The 20145-nt window shown below is 69.4% G+C and carries 21 protein-coding genes; 7 read left to right on the top strand and 14 right to left on the bottom strand.

The window, feature by feature from the left end; all coding sequences use genetic code 11:
* Position 1: 1 nt before the first annotated feature.
* The 8 genes from VBO01S_RS17195 to VBO01S_RS17160 form a co-directional block, all read right to left on the bottom strand.
* Positions 2-976, bottom strand: a complete 975-nt coding sequence (locus VBO01S_RS17195; protein ID WP_062476847.1) for a Bug family tripartite tricarboxylate transporter substrate binding protein — start codon at positions 974-976, stop codon at positions 2-4.
* On the bottom strand, positions 973-2439 hold the full coding sequence (gene hpaE, locus VBO01S_RS17190; RefSeq protein ID WP_062476844.1) for a 5-carboxymethyl-2-hydroxymuconate semialdehyde dehydrogenase: 1467 nt from the start codon (positions 2437-2439) through the stop codon (positions 973-975). Before hpaE ends, VBO01S_RS17195 begins: the two co-directional genes overlap by 4 nt.
* Positions 2440-2476: 37 nt before the next feature.
* Entirely contained in the window at positions 2477-3478 is a 1002-nt protein-coding gene (locus VBO01S_RS17185; RefSeq protein WP_062476841.1) for a Bug family tripartite tricarboxylate transporter substrate binding protein, read from the bottom strand.
* 46 nt (positions 3479-3524) lie between these two features.
* Positions 3525-4295 carry a fumarylacetoacetate hydrolase family protein gene (locus tag VBO01S_RS17180; RefSeq protein WP_062476838.1) on the bottom strand — a complete coding sequence of 257 codons (771 nt, stop codon included), beginning with the start codon at positions 4293-4295 and terminating at the stop codon, positions 3525-3527.
* On the bottom strand, positions 4292-4924 hold the full coding sequence (locus VBO01S_RS17175) for a fumarylacetoacetate hydrolase family protein (protein WP_062476835.1): 633 nt from the start codon (positions 4922-4924) through the stop codon (positions 4292-4294). The genes VBO01S_RS17180 and VBO01S_RS17175 overlap by 4 nt, the downstream gene beginning before the upstream one ends.
* Positions 4921-5358, bottom strand: a complete 438-nt coding sequence (hpaR, locus tag VBO01S_RS17170) for a homoprotocatechuate degradation operon regulator HpaR (RefSeq protein ID WP_056583837.1) — start codon at positions 5356-5358, stop codon at positions 4921-4923. The genes VBO01S_RS17175 and hpaR overlap by 4 nt, the downstream gene beginning before the upstream one ends.
* Positions 5359-5445: 87 nt before the next feature.
* A complete protein-coding gene (locus VBO01S_RS17165; protein WP_062476832.1) occupies positions 5446-6450 on the bottom strand; it encodes a tripartite tricarboxylate transporter substrate binding protein in 1005 nt (334 codons plus the stop codon).
* A complete protein-coding gene (locus VBO01S_RS17160; RefSeq protein ID WP_062476828.1) occupies positions 6447-8147 on the bottom strand; it encodes an FAD-dependent oxidoreductase in 1701 nt (566 codons plus the stop codon). Before VBO01S_RS17160 ends, VBO01S_RS17165 begins: the two co-directional genes overlap by 4 nt.
* 101 nt (positions 8148-8248) lie before the next feature.
* Here VBO01S_RS17160 and VBO01S_RS17155 point away from each other — a divergent pair, with 101 nt between their 5' ends.
* The 3 genes from VBO01S_RS17155 to VBO01S_RS17145 are packed head-to-tail and all read left to right on the top strand — an operon-like array spanning position 8249 to position 12120.
* Complete coding sequence (locus VBO01S_RS17155) at positions 8249-9148, top strand: LysR family transcriptional regulator (RefSeq protein WP_255221139.1); 900 nt, start codon at positions 8249-8251, stop codon at positions 9146-9148.
* A 23-nt stretch (positions 9149-9171) separates the two neighbouring features.
* Positions 9172-10563 carry a DNA repair protein RadA gene (radA, locus tag VBO01S_RS17150; RefSeq protein WP_062476823.1) on the top strand — a complete coding sequence of 464 codons (1392 nt, stop codon included), beginning with the start codon at positions 9172-9174 and terminating at the stop codon, positions 10561-10563.
* Between the two features lie 39 nt (positions 10564-10602).
* The gene (locus tag VBO01S_RS17145; protein ID WP_062476820.1) at positions 10603-12120 is read left to right on the top strand and encodes a BCCT family transporter; all 1518 of its coding nucleotides are present in this window, start codon (positions 10603-10605) and stop codon (positions 12118-12120) included.
* A 123-nt stretch (positions 12121-12243) separates the two neighbouring features.
* On the opposite strand, the gene VBO01S_RS17140 is transcribed toward VBO01S_RS17145, so the two are convergent.
* Entirely contained in the window at positions 12244-12699 is a 456-nt protein-coding gene (locus VBO01S_RS17140) for a hypothetical protein (protein WP_062476817.1), read from the bottom strand.
* 172 nt (positions 12700-12871) lie between these two features.
* On the opposite strand from VBO01S_RS17140, the gene VBO01S_RS17135 reads away from it, so the two are divergent.
* Both VBO01S_RS17135 and VBO01S_RS17130 read left to right on the top strand, forming a co-directional pair.
* The gene (locus VBO01S_RS17135) at positions 12872-13261 is read left to right on the top strand and encodes a VOC family protein (RefSeq protein ID WP_062476813.1); all 390 of its coding nucleotides are present in this window, start codon (positions 12872-12874) and stop codon (positions 13259-13261) included.
* A complete protein-coding gene (locus tag VBO01S_RS17130) occupies positions 13249-13677 on the top strand; it encodes a hypothetical protein (RefSeq protein ID WP_062476811.1) in 429 nt (142 codons plus the stop codon). The genes VBO01S_RS17135 and VBO01S_RS17130 overlap by 13 nt, the downstream gene beginning before the upstream one ends.
* 33 nt (positions 13678-13710) lie before the next feature.
* Here the strand turns inward: VBO01S_RS17130 and VBO01S_RS17125 are convergent, their stop codons facing one another.
* Positions 13711-14703 (bottom strand): recombination-associated protein RdgC, encoded by a 993-nt coding sequence (locus VBO01S_RS17125; RefSeq protein WP_062476809.1) that lies wholly within the window; start codon positions 14701-14703, stop codon positions 13711-13713.
* A 146-nt stretch (positions 14704-14849) separates the two neighbouring features.
* Here VBO01S_RS17125 and VBO01S_RS17120 point away from each other — a divergent pair, with 146 nt between their 5' ends.
* Together VBO01S_RS17120 and VBO01S_RS17115 are read left to right on the top strand one after the other, a co-directional pair.
* Positions 14850-15803: a branched-chain amino acid transaminase gene (locus tag VBO01S_RS17120; RefSeq protein ID WP_062476806.1), complete on the top strand. Its 954-nt coding sequence runs from the start codon at positions 14850-14852 to the stop codon at positions 15801-15803.
* An 8-nt stretch (positions 15804-15811) separates the two neighbouring features.
* Positions 15812-16021: a zinc-finger domain-containing protein gene (locus VBO01S_RS17115; protein ID WP_007836801.1), complete on the top strand. Its 210-nt coding sequence runs from the start codon at positions 15812-15814 to the stop codon at positions 16019-16021.
* A 49-nt stretch (positions 16022-16070) separates the two neighbouring features.
* Here the strand turns inward: VBO01S_RS17115 and VBO01S_RS17110 are convergent, their stop codons facing one another.
* From VBO01S_RS17110 to VBO01S_RS17095, 4 genes are all read right to left on the bottom strand, one after another.
* Positions 16071-17300: an O-antigen ligase family protein gene (locus tag VBO01S_RS17110; RefSeq protein WP_062476803.1), complete on the bottom strand. Its 1230-nt coding sequence runs from the start codon at positions 17298-17300 to the stop codon at positions 16071-16073.
* 65 nt (positions 17301-17365) lie between these two features.
* The gene (locus tag VBO01S_RS17105; RefSeq protein WP_062476799.1) at positions 17366-18574 is read right to left on the bottom strand and encodes an ATP-binding protein; all 1209 of its coding nucleotides are present in this window, start codon (positions 18572-18574) and stop codon (positions 17366-17368) included.
* Positions 18575-18590: 16 nt separating this feature from the next.
* The gene (locus tag VBO01S_RS17100) at positions 18591-19313 is read right to left on the bottom strand and encodes a response regulator (RefSeq protein WP_062476797.1); all 723 of its coding nucleotides are present in this window, start codon (positions 19311-19313) and stop codon (positions 18591-18593) included.
* A 193-nt stretch (positions 19314-19506) separates the two neighbouring features.
* A partial coding sequence (locus VBO01S_RS17095; protein ID WP_062476795.1) for a beta-ketoacyl synthase chain length factor occupies positions 19507-20145 on the bottom strand: 639 nt, incomplete at its 5' end.

Here is a 20145-nt window from a genome sequence, read left to right as displayed (position 1 = left end):
GTCAGCCCTCGATCTGGATGTTGGCCTTGCGGATCACGTCGCCGTACTTCGCGATCTCGCTGCGGATGAACTCGGCAAAGCGCTCGGGCGTGCCCGACAGCGACGCGATGCCGCCCTTGTGGAAGGCCTCGGTCACGGCCGGCGATGCCAGCGCGCGGTTCACTTCGGCGTTCACGCGTTGCACGATGGCGTCGGGCGTGCCGGCCGGAGCCAGCAGGCCGTTCCACGAATTGGACTCGATGGCCACGCCCTGTTCGGCCAGTGTGGGTATCGCGGGCGCGTACTGCGAGCGCTGCGCGGTCGCCATGCCCAGCGCCACCAGCTTGCCGGCCTGCACGTGGCCGCGGAACTCGGGCCAGTTGCCGAACATGACGGTCACTTGGCCGCCGAGCAGGTCGGCCAGCGCCGGGCCCTGGCCCTTGTAGGGCACGTGCACGATGTCCAGGCCCATCTGCAGCTTGAGCATTTCGCCCGACAGATGCGCCGAGGTGCCGTTGCCGAAGGAGGCGAAGCTCAGGGTGCCGGGTTTGGCCCTGGCCTGGTTGCGCAGGTCGGCCAGCGTCTTCAGGCCGCTGCCCGGGTGCGTGGCGAGCACGTGCTCCGACATGCCCATGAGCGCCACGGGGCGCAGGTCTTTCAGCGTGTCGTAGGGCAGCTTGCGCACCAGGGTGGGGTTGGCCGTGAAGCTGTTGGCCACGCACACGAAGCTGTGGCCGTCGGGCGCCGACTTGGCGACCGCATCGACGCCGATCACCGTGCCGGCGCCGGGCTTGTTCTCGACGATCACCGGCTGGCCCAGCGCCTTGCCGAGTTCGAGGCCGACGAGCCGCGCGACGAAGTCGGTGGTGCCGCCGGGCGTGAAGGGCACGACGATGCGCACGGGTTTGTTCGGCCATGCAGCTTGCGCGCGCGCCAGCGAGGGCAGGGCCGCGAATGCGGCGGCGCCCTGCAGCAGCGTGCGGCGTTGCGTGTTCACGCCACGCCCCAGTGCGGAATGTGGTGCGAGCCCATCGACACCGCGATGTTCTTCGGCTCGCAGAACACTTCGTAGCTCCAGGTGCCGCCTTCGCGGCCCGTGCCCGAGGCCTTGGTGCCGCCGAAGGGCTGGCGCAGGTCACGCACGTTCTGGCTGTTGACGAAGCACATGCCGGCTTCCACGGCGGCGGCCACGCGGTGCGCCTTGCCGATGTTCTCGGTCCACACGTAGCTGCTCAGGCCGTAGGCGATGTCGTTGGCCAGCTCGATGGCGTGCGCCTCGTCCTTGAACGGGATCAGGCAGGCGACCGGGCCGAAGATTTCGTCCTGCGCGATCTTCATGCGGTTGTCGACGTCGGCGAACACGGTGGGCATCACGTAGTTGCCCTTCTTCACGCGGTCGGGCAGGTTCGACGGCGCCTCGAGGCCGCCGCACAGCAGCGTCGCGCCTTCCTTCGGGCCCAGCTCGATGTAGCTGCGCACCTTGGCCAGGTGGGCCTGCGAAATCATCGGGCCGACGATGGTCTTCTCGTCGAGCGGGTCGCCCACGGTGATGCGCTTCGCACGCTCGGCGAACTTGGCGGCGAAGTCGGCGTAGATCGACTGCTGCACCAGGATGCGCGAGCCGGCCGTGCAGCGCTCGCCGTTGTTGCTGAAGATCATGAACACGGCCGCGTCGAGCGCGCGGTCGAGGTCGGCGTCCTCGAAGATCACGAAGGGGCTCTTGCCGCCCAGCTCCATGCTGAACTTCTTCAGGCCCGCGCTCTTCACGATGCGGTTGCCGGTGGCGGTGGAGCCGGTGAACGAAATCGCGCGCACGTCGGGGTGCGCCACCAGCGGCTCGCCGGCTTCCTTGCCGTAGCCGTGCACCAGGTTCAGCACGCCGGCCGGAATGCCGGCCTCGAGCGCCAGCTCGCCCAGGCGCGCGGCCGTGAGCGGCGACAGCTCGCTCATCTTCAGCACGGCCGTGTTGCCGAAGGCCAGGCAGGGCGCGACCTTCCAGGTGGCGGTCATGAAGGGCACGTTCCACGGGCTGATGAGCGCGCACACGCCCACCGGATGGAACAGCGTGTAGTTCAGGTGCGTGGGCGTGGGGTAGGTGTGGCCGTCCACGCGCGTGCACATCTCGGCGAAGTAGTAGAAGTTGTCGGCCGCGCGCGGAATGAGCTGCTTGCCGGTCTGCGCGATCACCTGGCCGCAGTCGTTGGTCTCGGTCTGCGCGATCTCGGGCACGTGCTTGGCGATCAGGTCGCCGAGCTTGCGGATGAGCTTGGCGCGCTCGGGCGCGGGCAGGCCGGCCCACTTGGGGAAGGCGGCCTTGGCGGCGGCCACGGCGGCGTTCACTTCGACCTCGCCGCCTGAGGCGACTTCGGCCAGCACTTCCTGCGTGGCGGGGTTGACGGTTTCGAAGTAGTCGGTGCCTTGGACTGGCTTGCCGTCGATGAGGTGATGGATCTGTTGCATGGGCGTGAAGGTGTTGCGGCCTTGCGGCGGTGTGTCGTCAGTCGAGCTTGATGTCGCGCGCCTTGATGAGCGCATGCCACTTCTTGCGTTCGGTGTCCACGAAGCGGGCCATCTCGGCGGCGTCCGTGGGGCGGGCCTCCCAGCCGGCGTCGTAGAGCTTCTGCTTCACGCCGGTGTCGTTCATGCTTTTCAGCAGGTCGGCGCCCAGGCGCGCCTGGATGTCCTTCGGCGTGGCGGCCGGTGCCACCAGCCCCTGCCAGGTGTAGGCCTCGACGGCGTAGCCGAGCTCCTTGGCCGTGGGCAGCTGGGGCAGCTGCGGCACGCGCTCGGCCGACATGGCCAGCAGCGGAATGACCTTGCCGGCCTTCACGGCGCTGATGCCGCTGGGCAGGTCGAGCATCATCAGCGGCACCTGGTTGCCCATGAGGTCCTGCAGCGCGGGCGCGCCGCCCTTGTAGGGAATGTGCAACAGCGACACGCCGGCTTCGCGCTGGAACAGCTCGTAGGCCAGGTGGTGCGGGCTGCCGGTGCCCGGCGTGGCGATGCTGTACTTGCCCGGCGAGGCCTTGAGCGCCGCGATGAGCGCCTTGGCGTCGCTGAAGCCCGCGCCCGGCGCGGCCGTGATGATGAGTGGCGAGCGGCCCATCATGCCGAGCAGCGCGAAGTCTTTCTCGGCGTCGTAGGGCAGCTTCTTGTAGAGCGCGGGGTTGTAGACCAGCACGCCGTTGTCGGCCGAGAACACGGTGTAGCCGTCGCCCGGCGAACGCGCCACGTTTTCCGACGCGATGATCGCGCCCGCGCCGGGACGGTTGTCGACCGTGACGGGCTGTGCGAGCTGCTGCGAGAGCTGCGCGCCGGCCGTGCGCGCGAGGTAGTCGGTGCCGCCGCCGGCCGGGTAGCCCACGACCCAGCGCACGGGCTTGGTCGGGTAGGCCGAGGCGGTCTGTGCGGTGGCGGCCGGTGCGAGCAGCAGCGTGGCGGCGCTGGCCGCCACGAAGGCGGCAGCAAGGCGGAAGGTCCGGGTTCTGGCAGTCGTCATGGCGGTGTGTCTCCGTTTTTTTGAAAGGGGTGGCGCAGTCAGCCGATCAGCGTGCGGCGATGGTGTTGACCAGCGCGCCGATGCCGTCGATCTCGGTCACGACCACGTCGCCCGGCTGGCAATCGACCACGCCGTCGGGCGTGCCGGTGAGGATCAGGTCGCCCGGCGACAGCGTCATGAAGCGGCTGAAGTACTCGATGAGGAAGGGCGCGTCGAAGATCATGTCGCGCGTGTTGCCTTGCTGCGTGACGGTGCCGTTCACCGTGGTGCGCAACGCGAGCGCCATCGGGTCGGCCACGTCGGCCGCATCGACGAACCACGGGCCCAGCGGCGTGCAGGTGTCGCGGTTCTTCACGCGCAGGTTGGGGCGGTACCAGTTCTCGAGGTAGTCGCGAATCGCGTAGTCGTTGGCCACCGTGTAGCCGCCGATGAAGTCGTAGGCGTCGTCGCGCTTCACGTGCTTCGCGGTCTTGCCAACCACGATGGCGAGCTCGCACTCGTAGTGCATGAACTTCACATCGGCCGGGCGGTGCGTGAGCTGGCGGTGGCCAATGAGCGTGCTCTGGCCCTTGACGAACACCAGCGGTTCCTCGGGCGCCTTGAACTCCAGCTCTTTCGCGTGGTCGGCGTAGTTCAGGCCGAGCGCAAGGATGGTGCGCGGGCACGCCGTGGGTGCGAGCGGTGGCAGCCACACGAGCTGCTCCTGCGGCACGACGCGGCCATCTTGGAGCCTCACGGCGGCGTCGGCCTGGCCGTTGAATTCGTGCGCGGTGCCGGTGTGCTCGCGGCCTTCGAAGATGACGCGTGCGTGCTTCATGCCGTTGCTTCCTTCACCAGCGTGTTGCTCAGGGTCTCGAACCCCGGCGCGGAGATGTCGATGCGGTCGCCCGCGCGGGCCAGCGGACGGCCCAGGTCGCAGCCGAGCATCAGCACGTCGCCGTGCGCCAGCGTCATGAACTCGCCCACATCGGCCAGCAGCTGCGGCGCGGGGCGCACGAGCTGCGAGAAGTCGATCGACTGCTTCAGTTCGCCGTTGATGCGCACCTCGATGCGGAACTGCGCCGGGTCGGCCACCTCCTGCGCGTCGCGCAGCGCCGGGCCGATGCCCAGGAAGCCGTCGACGCACTTGAACTTCACCGGCGGGCGGAAAAAGCTCGCATGCGGAATCGACAGGTCGTTCAGCAGCACGAAGCCTTCGATGTCGCCCTCGGCGCCGATCACCATGCCGATGCTGGCACCGACTTCCACGTCGGACACCGCGGCGGGCACGGTGACGGTGCTGCCGTGCGGGCTCCAGGTGTTGGCCGTCTTCACGTAGAGCACGGGCGCCTTCGGCGGTGCCTTGTAGGGCGCCTCGGTCATCTGCGGCGCGAGCGCCGCGGCCTCGGCGCGGAAGTTCAGCAGCGTGCCGTACACGGTGCCGGTGGGGAGAAAGGAGGTGGTCATGGTTCGGGTTGCTCCAGCGCGATCAGTTCGTCCAGCAGGCCGTAGAGCTGCGTCAGCTTGGCCTTGCCCAGGGACTGTTCCATCCAGTCGTAGTGCGCCTCGATGCTGGTGCCCAGGCGCTTCACGAGCTTCATGCCGTGCGGCGTGGCCTCGACCACGGTGCGGCGCTGGTCGGCCGGGTCGCGGGCGCGGGTGATGAGGTTGTCGCGCTCCATGCGCGCCAGCACGCCCGTGAGGCTGGGGCCGAGGATGAAGGCCTCGCGCGCGACGCGGCCGGTGTCGACCGCGCCGTGCTCGCCGAGCACGCGCAGCACGCGCCATTGCTGGTCGGACAGCGCGTGCTCGCGCAGGCTGGGCCGCGTGTGGGCCATCACGGCTTCGCGGGCCTGCAGCAGCAGGCGCGGCAAATTGCGGTGCGTGAAGGTGGTGCTCAAAAGCTGTGCCTCTCAGAATTATTTAACATGTTAAATGAATGCCGAGAAAGCACGCCTGCGGGATAACCCTTGCGGGTCGTCGGACGCTCAGTCGATCGTGGTGCCGGAAGCGCGGATCACGCGCCCCCAGCGCTCGGTTTCGCTGCGTATGTAAGCCGCCAACTGCTCCGGTGCGCCCGCGCCGTGCGCCCCCGGCGCGGCCGGTTCGAAGCCTTCGTTCTCGAGCTTCTGGCGCAGCGCGGGCTGCGCGACGAGGCGGGCGATCTCCTGGCTGCAGCGGTCGATGAAGGCCTTGGGCGTGCCCGCGGGCGCGACCACGCTCTGCCACGCCACCGCCTCGAAATCGGCGGTGCCTGCCACGCCCGACTCGGCCACGGTCGGCACGGCGGGGAAGGTCGGCTGGCGCTTGCGCGAGGTCACGGCCAGCGCGCGCAGCTTGCCGCTGCGCACGTGCTGCAGGGCCGGTGCGATGTCGGTGAACATGAGCTGCAGCTGGCCGCCGAGCAGATCGGTCAGCGCGAGCGCGCTGCCCTTGTAGGGCACGTGCACCATGTTCGCCGCGGTCGCGACCTTGAACATCTCCGCGCCCAGGTGCTGCGGGCTGCCGTTGCCGGCGGAGCCGTAGCTCAGCGCGTCGGGCCGCGACTTGGCGAGCGCCACCAGCTCGGACAGCGTGGTCGCCGGCACCGACGGATGCACCACCACCATCAGCGGCACGGCGCCGATGAGGCCGACCGGCGCGAAGTCCTTCGCGGGGTCGTACGAGAGCTTCTTGTAGAGCCAGGGGTTGATGGCGAGCGTGGTGCTGGTCGCGACCAGCAGCGTCGTGCCGTCGGGTGCCGCGCGTGCCACCTGCGAGGCGCCGATGGCGGTGCCGGCGCCGGGCCGGTTGTCGACGATCACGGTGCGGCCCAGCGCGGAGCCCAGCTGCTGCGCGATCAGCCGCCCGAGCATGTCGGTCGTGCCGCCGGGCGCGTAGGGCACGACGAGGGTGATGGGCTTGTCGCTTTGCGCCCGCACGAGGGCGGGGCCTGCGGCGCAGGCGGCGGCGGACAGTGCGCCCAGATGGCGCAAGGCATGGCGACGGTTCATTGGCTTGTCTCTCTTTCTTTTTCGGGTGTCGGTGCGGCCACTGCAGTGGCGCCGCGCAGCAGGTCGACCAGCGCGAGCGCGTCGGCCGGCACGGCATGCCCGCGCCAGGCCACGTGCTGGTCGGGGCGCGAGATGACGAGCGGCCGGTCGTACACGGCGGTGGCGGCCGAGGCGCGGATGTCCAGCGTGCGCAGCGGCAGGCCGCGCGCCGCGGCGGCGGCTTCGAGCGGCGCGACATCGATCGCGGGGTCCAAGCGCAGCAGCGTGTAGCCCTCGCCGGGCATCGCCATCGCGTCGTACAGCGAGCGGCCGTCGTCCAGCCACAGGTGCGGCGTGCGGCAGCCCGGCACGGTCGAGGGCGTGAACTCGTACATCGTGTAGGCGGGCGCGGCCTCGCCGTCGTAGGCGATGAGCGGCGAGCCGTCGTAGAAGTAGCCGAAGTTGAGCCCGCCGCAGCAGTACTGCTGCACGTTCAGGTCGTACAGCGCCTGGCCGCGCGCGGCGCGCAGCGCGTCGCCCTCGGGCCCGGGCGCCTCGATGTTCTCGGGCACGCCTTCGCGCTGGCGCTGGAGCGCGAGCGCGTGGTTCATCGCGAACCGCGACACCTGCTCGGTGATCGGCTGGCGCTCGGCCTCGTGCGCCGCGAGCGCGCCGTCGGCCAGCCAGCCGTGCAGCCGGCCCGCGAGCAGCCACGAGAGGTTCATCGCATCGGCGATGCCGGCGTTCATGCCGTAGCCCGCCATCGGAATCCACAGGTGCGCCGCGTCGCCGCAGATGAACACGCGGCGGTCGCGGAAGCGGTCGGCCACGAGCCGGCGCCCGACCCAGTCTTCGTTGGAGATCACCTCGTAGGCGAAGTCCTCGTCGACGCCCAGGATCTGGCGGATCGCCCAGTCGCGGTCGATCGAGTCGAAGTCGGTCTCCTCGGGCAGCAGGTAGTTGTGCAGCAGCCAGGTCTCGCGCCCGTCGATGGCGTACACGTTGCCGCAGCGCCGCGGGTTCAGCGCGAAGGTGGCCCAGGCCGGCGGGTGTTTCAGCAGGCCCAGCAGCGCGGGCGCACGGAAGTAGGTCGACTGCACGCGGCCCACCACGTCGGTGCCGTGCAGGCTGGCACCGATCTTCTTGCGCACCGTCGAGCGGCTGCCGTCGCAACCGACGAGGTACTGGCAGCGGATGCGCACCGCGCGGCCGTCGTCCAGGTCCACGCCCGTGGCCCACACGCCTTCGTCGTCCTGCTCGAAGTCGTCGATGCGCGTGCGGTTGCGGATGCGCAGGCCGGGCGTGGCCTCGGCATGCGCGAACAGCACCGGTTCGAGAAAGATCTGGTTGATGCGGTGCGGCGGCTCCGCCGTGGGCCACCAGGTGTCGGGGCCGCCGGTGGCGGTGTAGCGCTCGCGGCGCGCGGGGATCGGAATGCGCGACAGCTCCATGCCCGTCACGGCCGTGCGGTAGGCCACATCGTTGGGATAGTCGGCCGGCAGGCCCGCGTCGCGCAGCGCCTGTGCCACGCCCAGGCGGCGGAACACCTCCATCGAGCGCGCCGCCACATGGTTGCACTTCACGTTGGGCGGCTCGCCGCGGTGGCGGATCTCGGTCATCAGCACGTCGATGCCGCGTTGCGCCAGGTCGATGGCCAGCGTCAGCCCCACGGGGCCGGCGCCGACGATCAGCACCTGGGCTTGCAGTTGCTCGGTCATGGGTCGCTTGTCTCCAGATTCTTGTGAGGCGCCATTACAGTGCCGAACCGGCTCGCGGAAAAAGTGAAACTTTCATGGCCATTCATAAAAAACCACTATCAATGCGCGGCGTGCCTTCTGTGCGGCAGCTGCGCGCGTTCGCGGCCGTGTACCACAGCGGCCAGCTGTCGAGCGCGGCGGCGTCGTTGTCGCTGACCCAGCCGGCCGTCAGCGTGCTGTTGCGCGAGCTCGAGGCGCGGCTCGGCGTGCGCCTGTTCGACCGCACCACGCGTTCGCTGCAACGCACCGAGGCCGCGAACGAGGCCATCGCCTATGCCGAGCGCGTGCTGGCCGAACTCGATGCGCTGGGCACCGGCATGGCCGAGCTGGCGGCGGGCCGGCGCGGGCGCGTGCGCATCGCGGCCACGTCCACCATCGCGCAGACGCTGATGCCCAAGGCCCTGCGCCGCTACCTCGACCTGCATCCCGACGTGAAGGTGGCCATCGAAGACTGCGCGCCCGGGCAGTTCGTGGAGAAGGTCCTCGGCGAGCAGGTCGACTTCGGCGTGGGCACGCTGCAGGCGCGCACGCCGGGGCTGGACCAGCGCGTGTTCGTGCATGACCACCTCGCGGTGATTGCCGACCGCGAGCTGCGCCTGCCCGGCACCGACCGCATCACCTGGCGGCAGCTCGCGGGCCATCCGCTGATCACGGTCAAGCCCGGGTACGGCGTGCGCAGCAGCATCGACATCGCCGCCGCAACCGCCGGCGTGCGGCTGGACATCGCCTACGAGGTGACGCTCCTGACCACGGCGCTCGCGATGGCGGCCAGCGGGCTCGGCCCGGCGCTGCTGCCGGCGTCGATCCTCGCGCATGCCGACCACACGCGGCTGGTCGCGCGGCGGCTCATGCGCCCGACGGTGGCGCGCAACATCGCGGTCGTGACGCGGCAGGGCCGATCGCTGTCGCCGGCCGCGGCGGCGTTCGCGGACCTGCTGGTGCGCGAATTCGCCATCGCCTGAACCGCGCCCCCTAAACTCGCTGCATGGCCAAGGACAAAACAACTTTCGTCTGCAGCGAATGCGGCGGCACCAGCCCCAAGTGGCTTGGCAAATGCCCCAGCTGCGGTGCATGGAACACACTCATCGAACAGGTCGCCGGCGCGGCCAACGGACCGGCCAACAACCGCTTCGGCACGCAGTTCGCGTCGCTCGCGGGCGCCTCCGAACTCGCCACGCTCTCGGAAATCGAAGCCACCGATGTCGCACGCACGCCCACCGGGCTCGACGAGCTCGACCGCGTGCTCGGCGGCGGCATCGTGTCGGGTGGCGTCACGCTGATCGGCGGCGACCCGGGCATCGGCAAGTCGACGCTGCTGCTGCAGGCGGTCGACGCGCTGCAGCGCGCGGGGCAGAACGCGCTGTACGTCACGGGCGAGGAAAGCGGCTCGCAGGTGGCGCTGCGCTCCAAGCGGCTCGGGCTCGACCATTCGCAGGTGCAGGTGCTGGCCGAGATCCAGCTCGAAAAAATCATCGCCACGCTCGACGTCACGCGCCCGGCCATCGCGGTGATCGACTCCATCCAGACCGTGTACTCCGACCAGCTCACCTCCGCGCCCGGCTCGGTGGCGCAGGTGCGCGAATGCGCGGCGCACCTCACGCGCTTTGCCAAGACCAGCGGCACGGCCGTGGTGCTGGTGGGCCACGTCACGAAAGAAGGTGCGCTGGCCGGCCCGCGCGTGCTCGAGCACATGGTCGACACGGTGCTGTACTTCGAAGGCGACACGCACTCGAGCTTTCGCCTCGTGCGCGCCATCAAGAACCGCTTCGGTGCGGTGAACGAGATCGGCGTGTTCGCCATGACCGAGCGCGGCCTGAAGGGCGTGACCAACCCGAGCGCGATCTTCCTGAGCCAGCACGCCGAGCCGGTGCCCGGCAGCGTGGTGCTGGTGACGCTCGAAGGCACGCGGCCGATGCTGGTGGAAATCCAGGCGCTGGTCGACAACGGCGGGCCGAGCCCGCGCCGCCTGTCGGTGGGCCTGGACCGCGACCGCCTCGCGATGCTGCTGGCCGTGCTGCACCGCCACGCGGGCGTGGCCTGCATGGACCAGGACGTGTTCGTCAACGCGGTGGGCGGCGTGCGCATCAGCGAGCCCGCGGCCGACCTGGCCGTGATGCTGGCCATCACCTCCAGCCTGCGCGGCAAGCCGTTGCCCAAGGGCTTCATCGCCTTCGGCGAAGTCGGCCTGGCCGGCGAGGTGCGCCCCGCACCGCGCGGCCAGGAGCGCCTGCGCGAAGCGGCCAAGCTGGGCTTCAGCGTGGCCGTGGTGCCGAAGGCCAACGCGCCGCGCAAGGGCACGAAGGAGATCGAGGGCCTGACCATCCACCCGGTCGACCGCATCGAAGAAGCGATGGACGTGGTGCGACGGCTCGACTGACGCGTACCCGCACGACAACACCCCACCAGGAGACCCGCCATGCAACTCATCGTCTCCGCCGGGCTGATCGCCGTGGTCGTGCTGTGGGGGCTGGTGTCGCCCGCGTCGCTCGACCGCGTGTTCAGCACCGCGCTCGCCGACATCACGCGCAACTTCGGCTGGTTCTACCTGTGGGTGGTGCTCGGTCTGGTGGTGCTGGCCTTCTTCCTGGCCTTCAGCCGCTTCGGCGACCTGAAGCTGGGCGACGAGGACGACGAGCCCGAGTTCTCCATCGGCGCCTGGTTCGCGATGCTGTTCGCGGCTGGCATGGGCATCGGCCTGGTGTTCTGGGGCGTGGCCGAACCGATCTCGCACTACGCGAACCCGCCGCCCGGTGTGATCCCCGGTACGCCCGATGCGGCCGGCGTGGCCATGCGCTACGCCTTCTTCCACTGGGGGCTGCACCCCTGGGCGATCTACGGCATCGTCGGCCTGTCGATCGCCTTCTTCAGCTTCCGCCGCAAGGCACTGCCGCTGGTCAGCTCGGCCACCGAGGCGCTGCCCTGGCGCTTCGTGCAGCGGCTGTCGCCGGCCTTCAACGTGCTGGCCGTGGTGGCCACCGCCTTCGGCGTGGCGGCCTCGCTGGGCATGGGCGCGACGCAGATCAACAGCGGGCTGCATGCGGCCTTCGGCGCGGAGATCGGCCGCTGGACGCAGGCGGCGATCATCGTGGTGACGACGGTGCTGTTCATCACCTCGGCGGTCACCGGCGTCGAGCGCGGCGTGAAGTGGCTGTCGATGGGCAACCTGGTGCTGGCCGCGCTGCTGGCGCTCACGGTGCTGGTGGTGGGGCCGACCATCGCCATCGTCGAGACCTTCACCAACACGCTGGGCTCGTACCTCGCCGAGTTCGTGCGCATGAGCCTGCGCATGAACCCGTTCCGCAACAGCTCGTGGGTGGCCGACTGGACGCTCTTCTACTGGGCCTGGTGGCTGGCGTGGTCGCCGTTCGTGGGCCTGTTCATTGCGCGCGTGTCGCGCGGGCGCACGATCCGCCAGTTCATCCTGGGCACGGTGATCGCGCCCACGCTGGTGGGCTTCGCGTGGTTCTCGGTGTTCGGCGGCGCGGCGCTCAACTTCGAGATCCTCCAGGGCGTGCCGCTGGTCGAGTCGGTGAAGGCCGACGTGTCGACCACCATGTTCGTGATGTTCAAGGCGATGCCCATGGGCGGGCTGCTGTCGATCGTGGCGACGCTGCTGGTGTTCGTGTTCTTCGTGACCTCGGGCGATTCCGCGACGCTGGTGCTGGGCATCATGAGCACGAAGGGCAATCCGAACCCGCCGGCCCGCGTGAAGATCACCTGGGGCGTGCTGGTGGCGGCCATTGCGCTGAGCCTGCTGTTCGCAGGCGGCATCAAGGCCATACAGACGGCGACCATCGTGTTCGCGCTGCCCTTTGCGTTCGTGATCCTGCTGATGGCGCTGTCGGTCACGCTGGCCATCCGCGACGACTGGAACGCCGAGCAGAAACGCGAACGCGAGCTGCGGCGCAAGATGCGGCAGCTCGTGAACTGGTAGGACGGACAAAAAAACGCCCGGCGCGCGGTGGACACGCGCCGGGCCTACCCTCCCTGGCCTCCCTGGCCTCCCTGGCCTCCCTGGCCTCCCTGGCCTCCCTGGCCTTCTGTGTTCTTTGCTTGCTTAGCTTCCGATGTGCATCGTGAACGCCGGCCCGTTGTTGAGCACGCACTGGCCGCTGCCCAAGGTGGCGGAGTTCATCGTGTACTGGCAACTCAGGTTGCCGCCGCGACTGCCGGTGGCGTTCGCCACCCCGGCGGTACGCGAACCAGCCACGCGGGTCGCCTCTCCCTGAAACTGTTCGGCACCGATCTGCGCGCTGAAGTGGCCGCGGCCGTTCATGTCGTTGGTCACCGTGCCCCCGACGGCGCCGTAGCGCGCGGCTTCGGCGTTCGACGGATACAGCCGCGCGCTGAAGGTCTGTGACACCGGCCCCGGTGCCACGGCGTAGCTTTGCTGCGACGGCGCGACGGGAGCGGGTTGTCCGAGCGGCACCACGTAGCAACCGCTGAGGACGGTGCCCGCGAGTGCGGCGGCAAGGGTGAGTCGAACGAAGGTGACGGAACGCGGGATGTTCATGCGTTTCTCGGTGGCCCGGGCAGATGCCCGTGCGGCGAAATGTGCCCGCACCCGCCCCGGCACCGCGTGCCTTTCGCCGGGAGTACCGCTTTCTGCGCCCGGCGGTAGCCACGGCGGCTACTGCGACAGGGTCGGGGCCGCACAATCGCGGGCCGTTTCCCGCTGTCGCCGAATGAAATCCACCGCACCGCCCATTGCCGCCGTCATGGTCCACGTCACCGATGTGAACGCGGCACTGCGCTGGTACGCCGACGCCTTCCCCGATGCGGTGCCGATGTCGATCGGCTCGCCGGCCTTCGAGTGCCTGTCGGTCCACGGCGTGCTGCTGGAGCTCGTGCCGGCCGACGCGAAGGTCGGCGCGGGTGCCTCGGGCTCGGTCGTGTACTGGAACGTCGCCGACTTCGATGCGGCGCTGGCTCACCTTCAATCGTGTGGCGCGCCGCTGTACCGCGGCCCGCTGCGGCTGGAGGGCGACGAGCACATGGCGCAGGTGCGCGACCCCTGGGGCAACTGCATCGGCCTGCGAGGGCCTTCCACCGGGCGGCGACAATGCGCCCCATGAATTTCCAGAAATTGCTGGTGCCCGTGGGGGCCGTCGTTCTCCTCGGCCTGTCCTGGCACCAATACGGATGGGGCGGCGTGGCGTTCGCCGGCGGTGCGATCGTGATGTTCCTGCTGATGCACTTCAACCGCACGATGCAGGTGCTCAAGCGGGCCGCCGACCGGCCCATCGGCACGGTGGCGAGCTCGGTGATGCTGAATGCCAAGCTCAAGCCCGGCGTGACGCTGATGCACGTCATCGCGATGACGCGCGCGCTCGGCGAGCAGCGCTCGCCCGAGAACGAGCAGCCCGAGCTGTACCGCTGGACCGACGCCGGCGGCTCCTACGTCGATGCCGTGTTCAACGGCGGCAAGCTGCAGAGCTGGACGCTCACGCGGCCCGAGACGCCGGCCGACGAAGAAACGCCCGCGGCCTGACGGCGGCGCGGGCGCTTCGCCTGACTCAGAACGTCAGAACGGCGCGTCTTCTTCCTCGGGCGTGTCGGCCTGCGCAGCAGGTGCCGTAGCCGCAGCCTTCGGTGCTTCGTCCGGCACCGCTGCCGAGAACGCCGCTTCACCGCCCAACGCATCGAGCAGCGCCGGCACCAGCTGGCCGAGTTCGCCGGTCGCAATGGCCACGTCGGCGTCGAAGTTGTCTTCCTTCTTGCCACCCGCCGCGCCGTCGCCCGTGCCTTCGAGGAAGGTGATCTTGCGGATCAGCAGGCCGTGCGTGAGTTCGAAGGACACGCGGTCGTCCCAGGTGAGCGCCAGGCGCGTCGGGCGCTTGCCGTCGGTGATGTGCTGCTTGACCTCGTCGATGTCCAGCGCGTGCTTGGCGTAACGCACCACGGCCTTCGAGTCGTCGGAGGCCTTGAGCTCGCACTCGCGGTCGATGCTGAAGCCGGCCGGCGGCTCCTGCGTCAGCAGCCAGTTGGCCATGGCGGCGGCCGGCTCGATCTGCGTGTTGATCAGCGCCACGGCAAAGCCGTCGAGCGACTTCACGAGGCTGGTGACCACTTCGTCGGCGCGCGCGGCGTTGCCGCAGTTGATCACGAGGCGGTTCTCGGCCTTGTCGATCCACACCGTGACGCGCGCGCTGCGCGTGAAGGCCATGGGCAGCAGCTCCAGGGTGATGTCTTCCTTGAGCTCCTTCTTTTCCTTCTTGCCGGGCTTGCGGCCGGTGGTCGTCTCGATGTGGGCGCAGCGCTCGTCGAGCTTGCGGCGCACCACGGAGCCGGGGACCTGCTTGCTCTCGATCATGTACTCGACCAGCCACTGGCCGTCGATGGATTCGACCAACGGGCCGTTGGCTTCGCCGCGGGGCTCGACCCAGCCGGCGGACTTTTCCTGCGAGGGGCCGCAAGGCACGAAGCGTTGCTTGCCGAGCCCTTCTTCTGCCTCGGTCAGTGATTGGGACCAGGCAGGTTCGATGCGATAGACGATGACGTTCTTGAATACGGACACGGGAACCCTTTTTCCACTGGTTGGCACAACCGGCCATTGTCGGGCACCCCGAAGTGCAGGGCTTGCGGGCACCGCCTTAAAATCGAAAGCTTTTGCGACTTTCCCCGCGGGTCGCACCCCCCCACCGCTCCCAAAGGAATCAGGAAATGAGCTCGATCCCCCCCTCGCTGGACGACCGTGACGGCAAGATCTGGATGGACGGCGAACTCGTGGACTGGCGCGACGCCAAGATCCACGTGCTGAGCCACACGCTGCACTACGGCTGCGGCGCCTTCGAGGGCGTGCGCGCCTACAAGACGGCCGACGGCAGCACGGCGATCTTCCGCCTGGCCGAGCACACCGAGCGCCTGTTCAACAGCGCCAAGATCCTGCGCATGAAGATCCCGTTCTCGCAGGAACAGCTGAACGAAGCCCAGAAGCAGGTCGTGCGCGAGAACAAGCTCGAAAGCTGCTACCTGCGCCCCCTGATCTGGATCGGCTCCGAGAAGCTGGGCGTGAGCCCCAAGGGCAACAAGATCCACGCCATGGTCGCGGCCTGGTCGTGGGGCGCCTACCTCGGCGAAGAGGGCATGCGCCGCGGCATCCGCGTGAAGACCTCCAGCTACACCCGCCACCACGTCAACATCACGATGACGCAGGCCAAGACGGTGAGCAACTACACCAACTCGATCCTCGCCAACATGGAAGCGCTGGACGACGGCTACGACGAAGCACTGCTGCTCGACGCGAGCGGTTTCGTGTCCGAAGGCGCGGGCGAGAACGTGTTCGTGGTCAAGGGCGGCGTGGTCTACACGCCCGACCTGTCGGCCGGCGCTCTGAACGGCATCACGCGCAACACCATCCTGCACATCTGCAAGGACCTGGGCATCGAGCTGGTGCAAAAGCGCATCACGCGCGACGAGGTGTACGTGGCCGACGAAGCCTTCTTCACCGGCACGGCCGCTGAAGTGACGCCCATCCGCGAACTCGACCGCATCGAGATCGGCAACCGTGGCGACGGCGGCGCGCGCGGCCCGGTCACCGAGAAGATCCAGTCGGCCTTCTTCGACATTGTGAACGGCAAGAACCCCAAGTACGCCCACTGGCTCACGAAGGTCTGAGGAACAACATGTCCACCAATGCAGTCGTCGAACTCCTCGCGAAGGAGCTCAACCACCAGGGCGGCGTGTTCTGCCCCAGCCCCAAGGCCGACATGAAGCTCTGGAACAGCCACCCGAAGGTCTACCTCGACGTGGCGCGCACCGGCGAAGCCAAGTGCCCGTACTGCGGCACGGTGTACCGCCTGAAGGCGGGCGAGACCGTGTCCAGCCGCCACTGAGCGGCCAGGCGGAAAAAAGAAACCGGCCCTTGCGGCCGGTTTTTTCGTTTCAGCTTCGCTGGGCCCTCGGCCACAGGCCGCGCCACGGATCGGGGTCCTGCGATTCCTGCGCCAGCCGCAGGTAGACCATCGCGATCCACAGCACCGCCAGCCCGATCTGCGCGTCGCGCATCGCCGAGTTCACGCTCGACGCGATGAGCGCGATGAGCGTGGCGGCCAGCGCGTAGCGGCCGGCGATGTCGGGCCGGCGCCAGGCCTGCCAGACGGCGACCAGCATGATCGCCAGCAGGCTCAGGATGCCCGGGATGCCGCTTTGCGCGCCCACCCAGAGGAAGTCGTTGTGCGGCATGTTGGAGTCGGCGAACAGCGCCGGGCCGCGCTTGTGCCACTGGTCGGTCCAGCCGCCGATGCCCCAGCCCGCGACGGGCTGGTCGGCGATCATGGCGCCGGTGTCGCGGTACATGTAGTAGCGGATGATCCAGCTGCCGTGGAACACGGCGCCGGTCTGCGCCTTCTCGAGTTCCTCGATGCCGGTTTCGACCTTCTGCTGCAGCTGCGGCAGCTGGTACAGGCTTGCGCCGATCACCACCGCGCCCAGGATCAGCGCGGCCGACAGCGCCTTCAGGTGGTTCTTCCACTGGTGCAGGCAGACCACCGGAATCACCAGCAGCAGCGCGAGCACCGAGGTGCGCGACGTGAGCGGCAGCGCGACGACGGCGCCCAACCCGAGCACGAGCGTGAAGGCCGCCAATGCGCGCAGGGGCCGGTGCCCCGTGATCTGCGACAGCCCGTAGACCGCGGCGCTGGCCGCGACGATGCTGAACAGCAGCGCGTTGCTGATCGACTTGTTGCCCACTTCCATCACCACGCCGCGCAGCGCGCCCGGCACCGGAAAGCCCAGGCTGTAGTGCAGCACGATGAGCACGATGTTGAGCGCCGCGATCAAGAGGAAGCCGCGCAGCGCCCACAACGCCTCCTCGCGCGTGAGCGCCATCGCCATCAGGAAGGTGAAGGCGATGCGCAGCCCGTGGAACAGGTTGGAGGGGGTCTCGGGGTAGTGCGGCCGCACGGCCAGCACGACGAAGGTCCACGCCACGTAGGCGACCACCGGCCACCACAACGGGTTGGCGCGCAGCCTTGCATAGCGCTCGCGCAAGCCGCCGCCCACCAGCAGGGCAAGCAGCAGCACGATGGCCGACAGGTAGGTGACGCCGACCGGCATGAACACCACCAGCCCCCAGAACATGGCCGCGGGCCGAACGATGTGCGATCTCTGCATAGGGCCGGGATTTTAGGTGCGGCCCCTCGGCCGAACCTGACTTGTCCCTGTGCGCCCGCTGGCGCTCAGTGCGCTGCGGCGGCGATGGCTTTGGCCGGCAGGCAGATCACGAAGCTCGCGCCCCCACCCGGCCGGTCTTCGCAGCGCACCGAGCCGCCGTGGCGCTCGGCGATCGACTTCACCAGCGCCAGCCCCAGGCCGACGCCGCCATTGCGCTCGCTGGCGCCCGGCAGGCGGTAGAAGGGCTCGAAGATGCGTTCGCGCAGCGTCGCCGGCACGCCTGGCCCGCGGTCGTTGACGCGCACCGTGGCGTAGCCGCCGGCGCTGCCGAGTTCGACGCTGATCTCGCCGGCGCCGTAGCGGCGGGCGTTTTCCAGCAGGTTGCGGATCGCGCGGCGCAGCAGGCGCGACACGCCCGGCACGGTGAGCGTGGCGTTGTCGGTGCCTTCGGCCAGGTCGAGTTCGGCGTTCACCTGCGCGCACTCTTCGGCGGCCAGGCCGGTCAGGTCGACGGCTTCGATGGTGCCCATGTCGGCCTCGCTGGCGTCGAGCCGGCTGGCCAGCAGGATCTCGTCGATAAGCTGGTCGAGCTCGCCGATGTTGCGCGAGATTTCCTCGCGCGCCGCCGGGCTGGGCTGGTCGCCCATGAGCTCCAGGCCCATGCGGATGCGGGTGAGCGGCGAGCGCAGCTCGTGCGAGGCGTTCGCCAGCAGCGACTTGTGGGAACGCACGAGCTGCTCGATGCGTTCGGCGGAGGCATTGAATCGCTTGGAGAGATCGGCCACTTCGTCTTGTCCTTCCTCGATCACGCGCGCCGAGAGGTCGCCCTCGCCCCAGCGCTGCACGCCGCGCTGCAGGGTCTCGAGCCGCTGGGTGATGCGCCGCACGATCGGGTAGACGCCCAGCGCCACCGCCACGCCCACCAGCGCAATCATCCAGCCCAGCCCGAACGGGGTGCGCCAGGGCGCGAAGCCGCCGGTGCCGGTGGGGCGCTCGCGCGGCGCCACGCGCAGCGTCATGTCGCGGCCGTCGCTCAGCTGCACATCGAACTCCAGGCCCTGGCCGGGCACGCGCATGGCCTTGCCGGTGCCGATGGTGCGGTCCTGGCTGTCGAGCACGACCACTTCGCGCGGCACCGGCGCCAGGCGTTCGCGCTCGGCCTCGGCAGCCACGCGCACGATCCAGTTGGCCATCAGCGTGAGGATGACCACGCCGCCGACCACCGCGAGCCAGATGCGGACGTAGAGGTGGCGGCGGTAGAGGCTGCGCAGCATCGCGGGGCGGTCCTGGTCAGTCCTGTTGCTTGGCGAAGACGTAGCCCACGCCGCGCACGGTGAGGATGCGCTTCGGGTTCTTCGCGTCGACCTCGATGGCCGCGCGGATGCGGCCCATGTGCACGTCGATCGAGCGGTCGAAGGCCTCGAGCTCGCGGCCGCGCACGGCTTCCATGATCTGGTCGCGCGTGAGCACGCGGCCCGCGCGCTCGGCCATCGCCACCAGCAGGTCGAACTGGTAGGAGGTGAGGTCGGCCAGCGCGCCGGCCACCGACACGGTGCGCGCGTTGCGGTCGATCTCGAGCGTGCCGAAGCGCATCACCGTGGAGGCTTCGGCCTCGGTGGCGTTCTCGCTGCGCCGGCGCAGCACGGCGCGGATGCGCGCCAGCAGCTCGCGCGGCTCGAAGGGCTTGGGCAGGTAGTCGTCGGCGCCGATCTCCAGGCCGATGATGCGGTCCATGGGGTCACCCTTGGCCGTGAGCATCAGCACCGACACCTTGGCCAGCGGGCCGGGCAGGGCGCGGATGCGGCGGCAGACCTCGAGCCCGTCGGTGTCGGGCAGCATCAGGTCGAGGATCACCAGGTCGGGCGCGTGCTGCTGCAGCTGCTCCAGGCCGGTGGCGCCGTCGCCGGCGTGGTTGAAGGCGAAACCCGACTGCGTCAGGTACTCGCCCACCATCTGCGCCAGGCGGGCGTCGTCTTCGATCATCAGGAGTTGGGGGGTGCTCATGCGCTTCATGGTCGTTCACCGGGAGCAAGCGGGCTTGAACGCTCCGTAAAGTTGGGTAAACGCAGCATCGCCCTGTCAACCTGGATCGCTGCGAAAAACATAGCGCCTCGCCCAGGTTGCGTGGGCGCCATGCGGCAATGATGACGTACCGGGGCGCGGTTGCGTGTGTCAACACGCACCGCCGCCCCCGGGCGCAGGCCGGTCAGCCCGCGGCCTGCAGGCGCAGCCGCAGGGCCAGCGCGGCCGACAGCGGCAGGTCGATGGGCGCGTCGGCGCTGCCCGGGGCCTGGGCCAGCGCCTCGAACAGGGGCAGGGCGTCGGCCATCGGGTTGATGTCCTTCAGCGTGGCGGCGGCGGCCGAGCGCGGCGCCGTTGCCGTGCCGGCGGCATCGCCGACCAGCGACCAGTCGAGGCTGGCCACCGTGCGGGCCGTGCGCTCGGGCGCGATCACCAGCGCCACGGCCAGCAGGCCGCGGCTGTCGGTCACCGAGGCCAGCGCGCCGACCGTGGGGGCGTCGTAGCCCACCAGCAGCACCGGCGTCTGGTCGGCCGCGCACTGCACGGCCGCTTCGAGCAGGCCGGCGGCAAAGCTGTGGCCATAGGCCGAGACGGCGTTGCTGGCCGCCATGCAGCCGGTGCCGATGGTCCAGTAGCCCACGGCCGCGTTGTGCACCGAGTTGTGGAACTTGGTGGGCGACAGCATCTTCGGGTCGCCCGCGAGCGTGCTGCACATGTAGTCGTTGATCGACAGGTCGCCGTGCGCCGACGTGAACACGCAGGGCACGTCGGCCGCGGGGCGGTCGGCGCCCGCGATGGCCGCGGCGGCCACTTCGAGCGCCAG

The sequence above is a fragment of the Variovorax boronicumulans NBRC 103145 genome (genome assembly GCF_001591345.1).
Classification (GTDB): Bacteria; Pseudomonadota; Gammaproteobacteria; order Burkholderiales; family Burkholderiaceae_C; genus Variovorax; species Variovorax boronicumulans.
Note: the sequence above shows the minus strand (reverse complement) of the source record. Positions and strands in the feature narration are given on the sequence as shown.

Excerpts from the sequence above, each read along its gene's own strand:
- hpaE (WP_062476844.1), bottom strand. The coding sequence starts at position 2,439 with ATGCAACAGATCCATCACCTCATCGACGGCAAGCCAGTCCAAGGCACC.
- VBO01S_RS17185 (WP_062476841.1), bottom strand. The coding sequence starts at position 3,478 with ATGACGACTGCCAGAACCCGGACCTTCCGCCTTGCTGCCGCCTTCGTG.
- VBO01S_RS17180 (WP_062476838.1), bottom strand. The coding sequence starts at position 4,295 with ATGAAGCACGCACGCGTCATCTTCGAAGGCCGCGAGCACACCGGCACC.
- VBO01S_RS17175 (WP_062476835.1), bottom strand. The coding sequence starts at position 4,924 with ATGACCACCTCCTTTCTCCCCACCGGCACCGTGTACGGCACGCTGCTG.
- VBO01S_RS17165 (WP_062476832.1), bottom strand. The coding sequence starts at position 6,450 with ATGAACCGTCGCCATGCCTTGCGCCATCTGGGCGCACTGTCCGCCGCC.
- VBO01S_RS17160 (WP_062476828.1), bottom strand. The coding sequence starts at position 8,147 with ATGACCGAGCAACTGCAAGCCCAGGTGCTGATCGTCGGCGCCGGCCCC.
- VBO01S_RS17155 (WP_255221139.1), top strand. The coding sequence starts at position 8,249 with ATGCGCGGCGTGCCTTCTGTGCGGCAGCTGCGCGCGTTCGCGGCCGTG.
- radA (WP_062476823.1), top strand. The coding sequence starts at position 9,172 with ATGGCCAAGGACAAAACAACTTTCGTCTGCAGCGAATGCGGCGGCACC.
- VBO01S_RS17145 (WP_062476820.1), top strand. The coding sequence starts at position 10,603 with ATGCAACTCATCGTCTCCGCCGGGCTGATCGCCGTGGTCGTGCTGTGG.
- VBO01S_RS17140 (WP_062476817.1), bottom strand. The coding sequence starts at position 12,699 with ATGAACATCCCGCGTTCCGTCACCTTCGTTCGACTCACCCTTGCCGCC.
- VBO01S_RS17135 (WP_062476813.1), top strand. The coding sequence starts at position 12,872 with ATGAAATCCACCGCACCGCCCATTGCCGCCGTCATGGTCCACGTCACC.
- VBO01S_RS17130 (WP_062476811.1), top strand. The coding sequence starts at position 13,249 with ATGCGCCCCATGAATTTCCAGAAATTGCTGGTGCCCGTGGGGGCCGTC.
- VBO01S_RS17120 (WP_062476806.1), top strand. The coding sequence starts at position 14,850 with ATGAGCTCGATCCCCCCCTCGCTGGACGACCGTGACGGCAAGATCTGG.
- VBO01S_RS17115 (WP_007836801.1), top strand. The coding sequence starts at position 15,812 with ATGTCCACCAATGCAGTCGTCGAACTCCTCGCGAAGGAGCTCAACCAC.
- VBO01S_RS17110 (WP_062476803.1), bottom strand. The coding sequence starts at position 17,300 with ATGCAGAGATCGCACATCGTTCGGCCCGCGGCCATGTTCTGGGGGCTG.
- VBO01S_RS17105 (WP_062476799.1), bottom strand. The coding sequence starts at position 18,574 with ATGCTGCGCAGCCTCTACCGCCGCCACCTCTACGTCCGCATCTGGCTC.
- VBO01S_RS17100 (WP_062476797.1), bottom strand. The coding sequence starts at position 19,313 with ATGAAGCGCATGAGCACCCCCCAACTCCTGATGATCGAAGACGACGCC.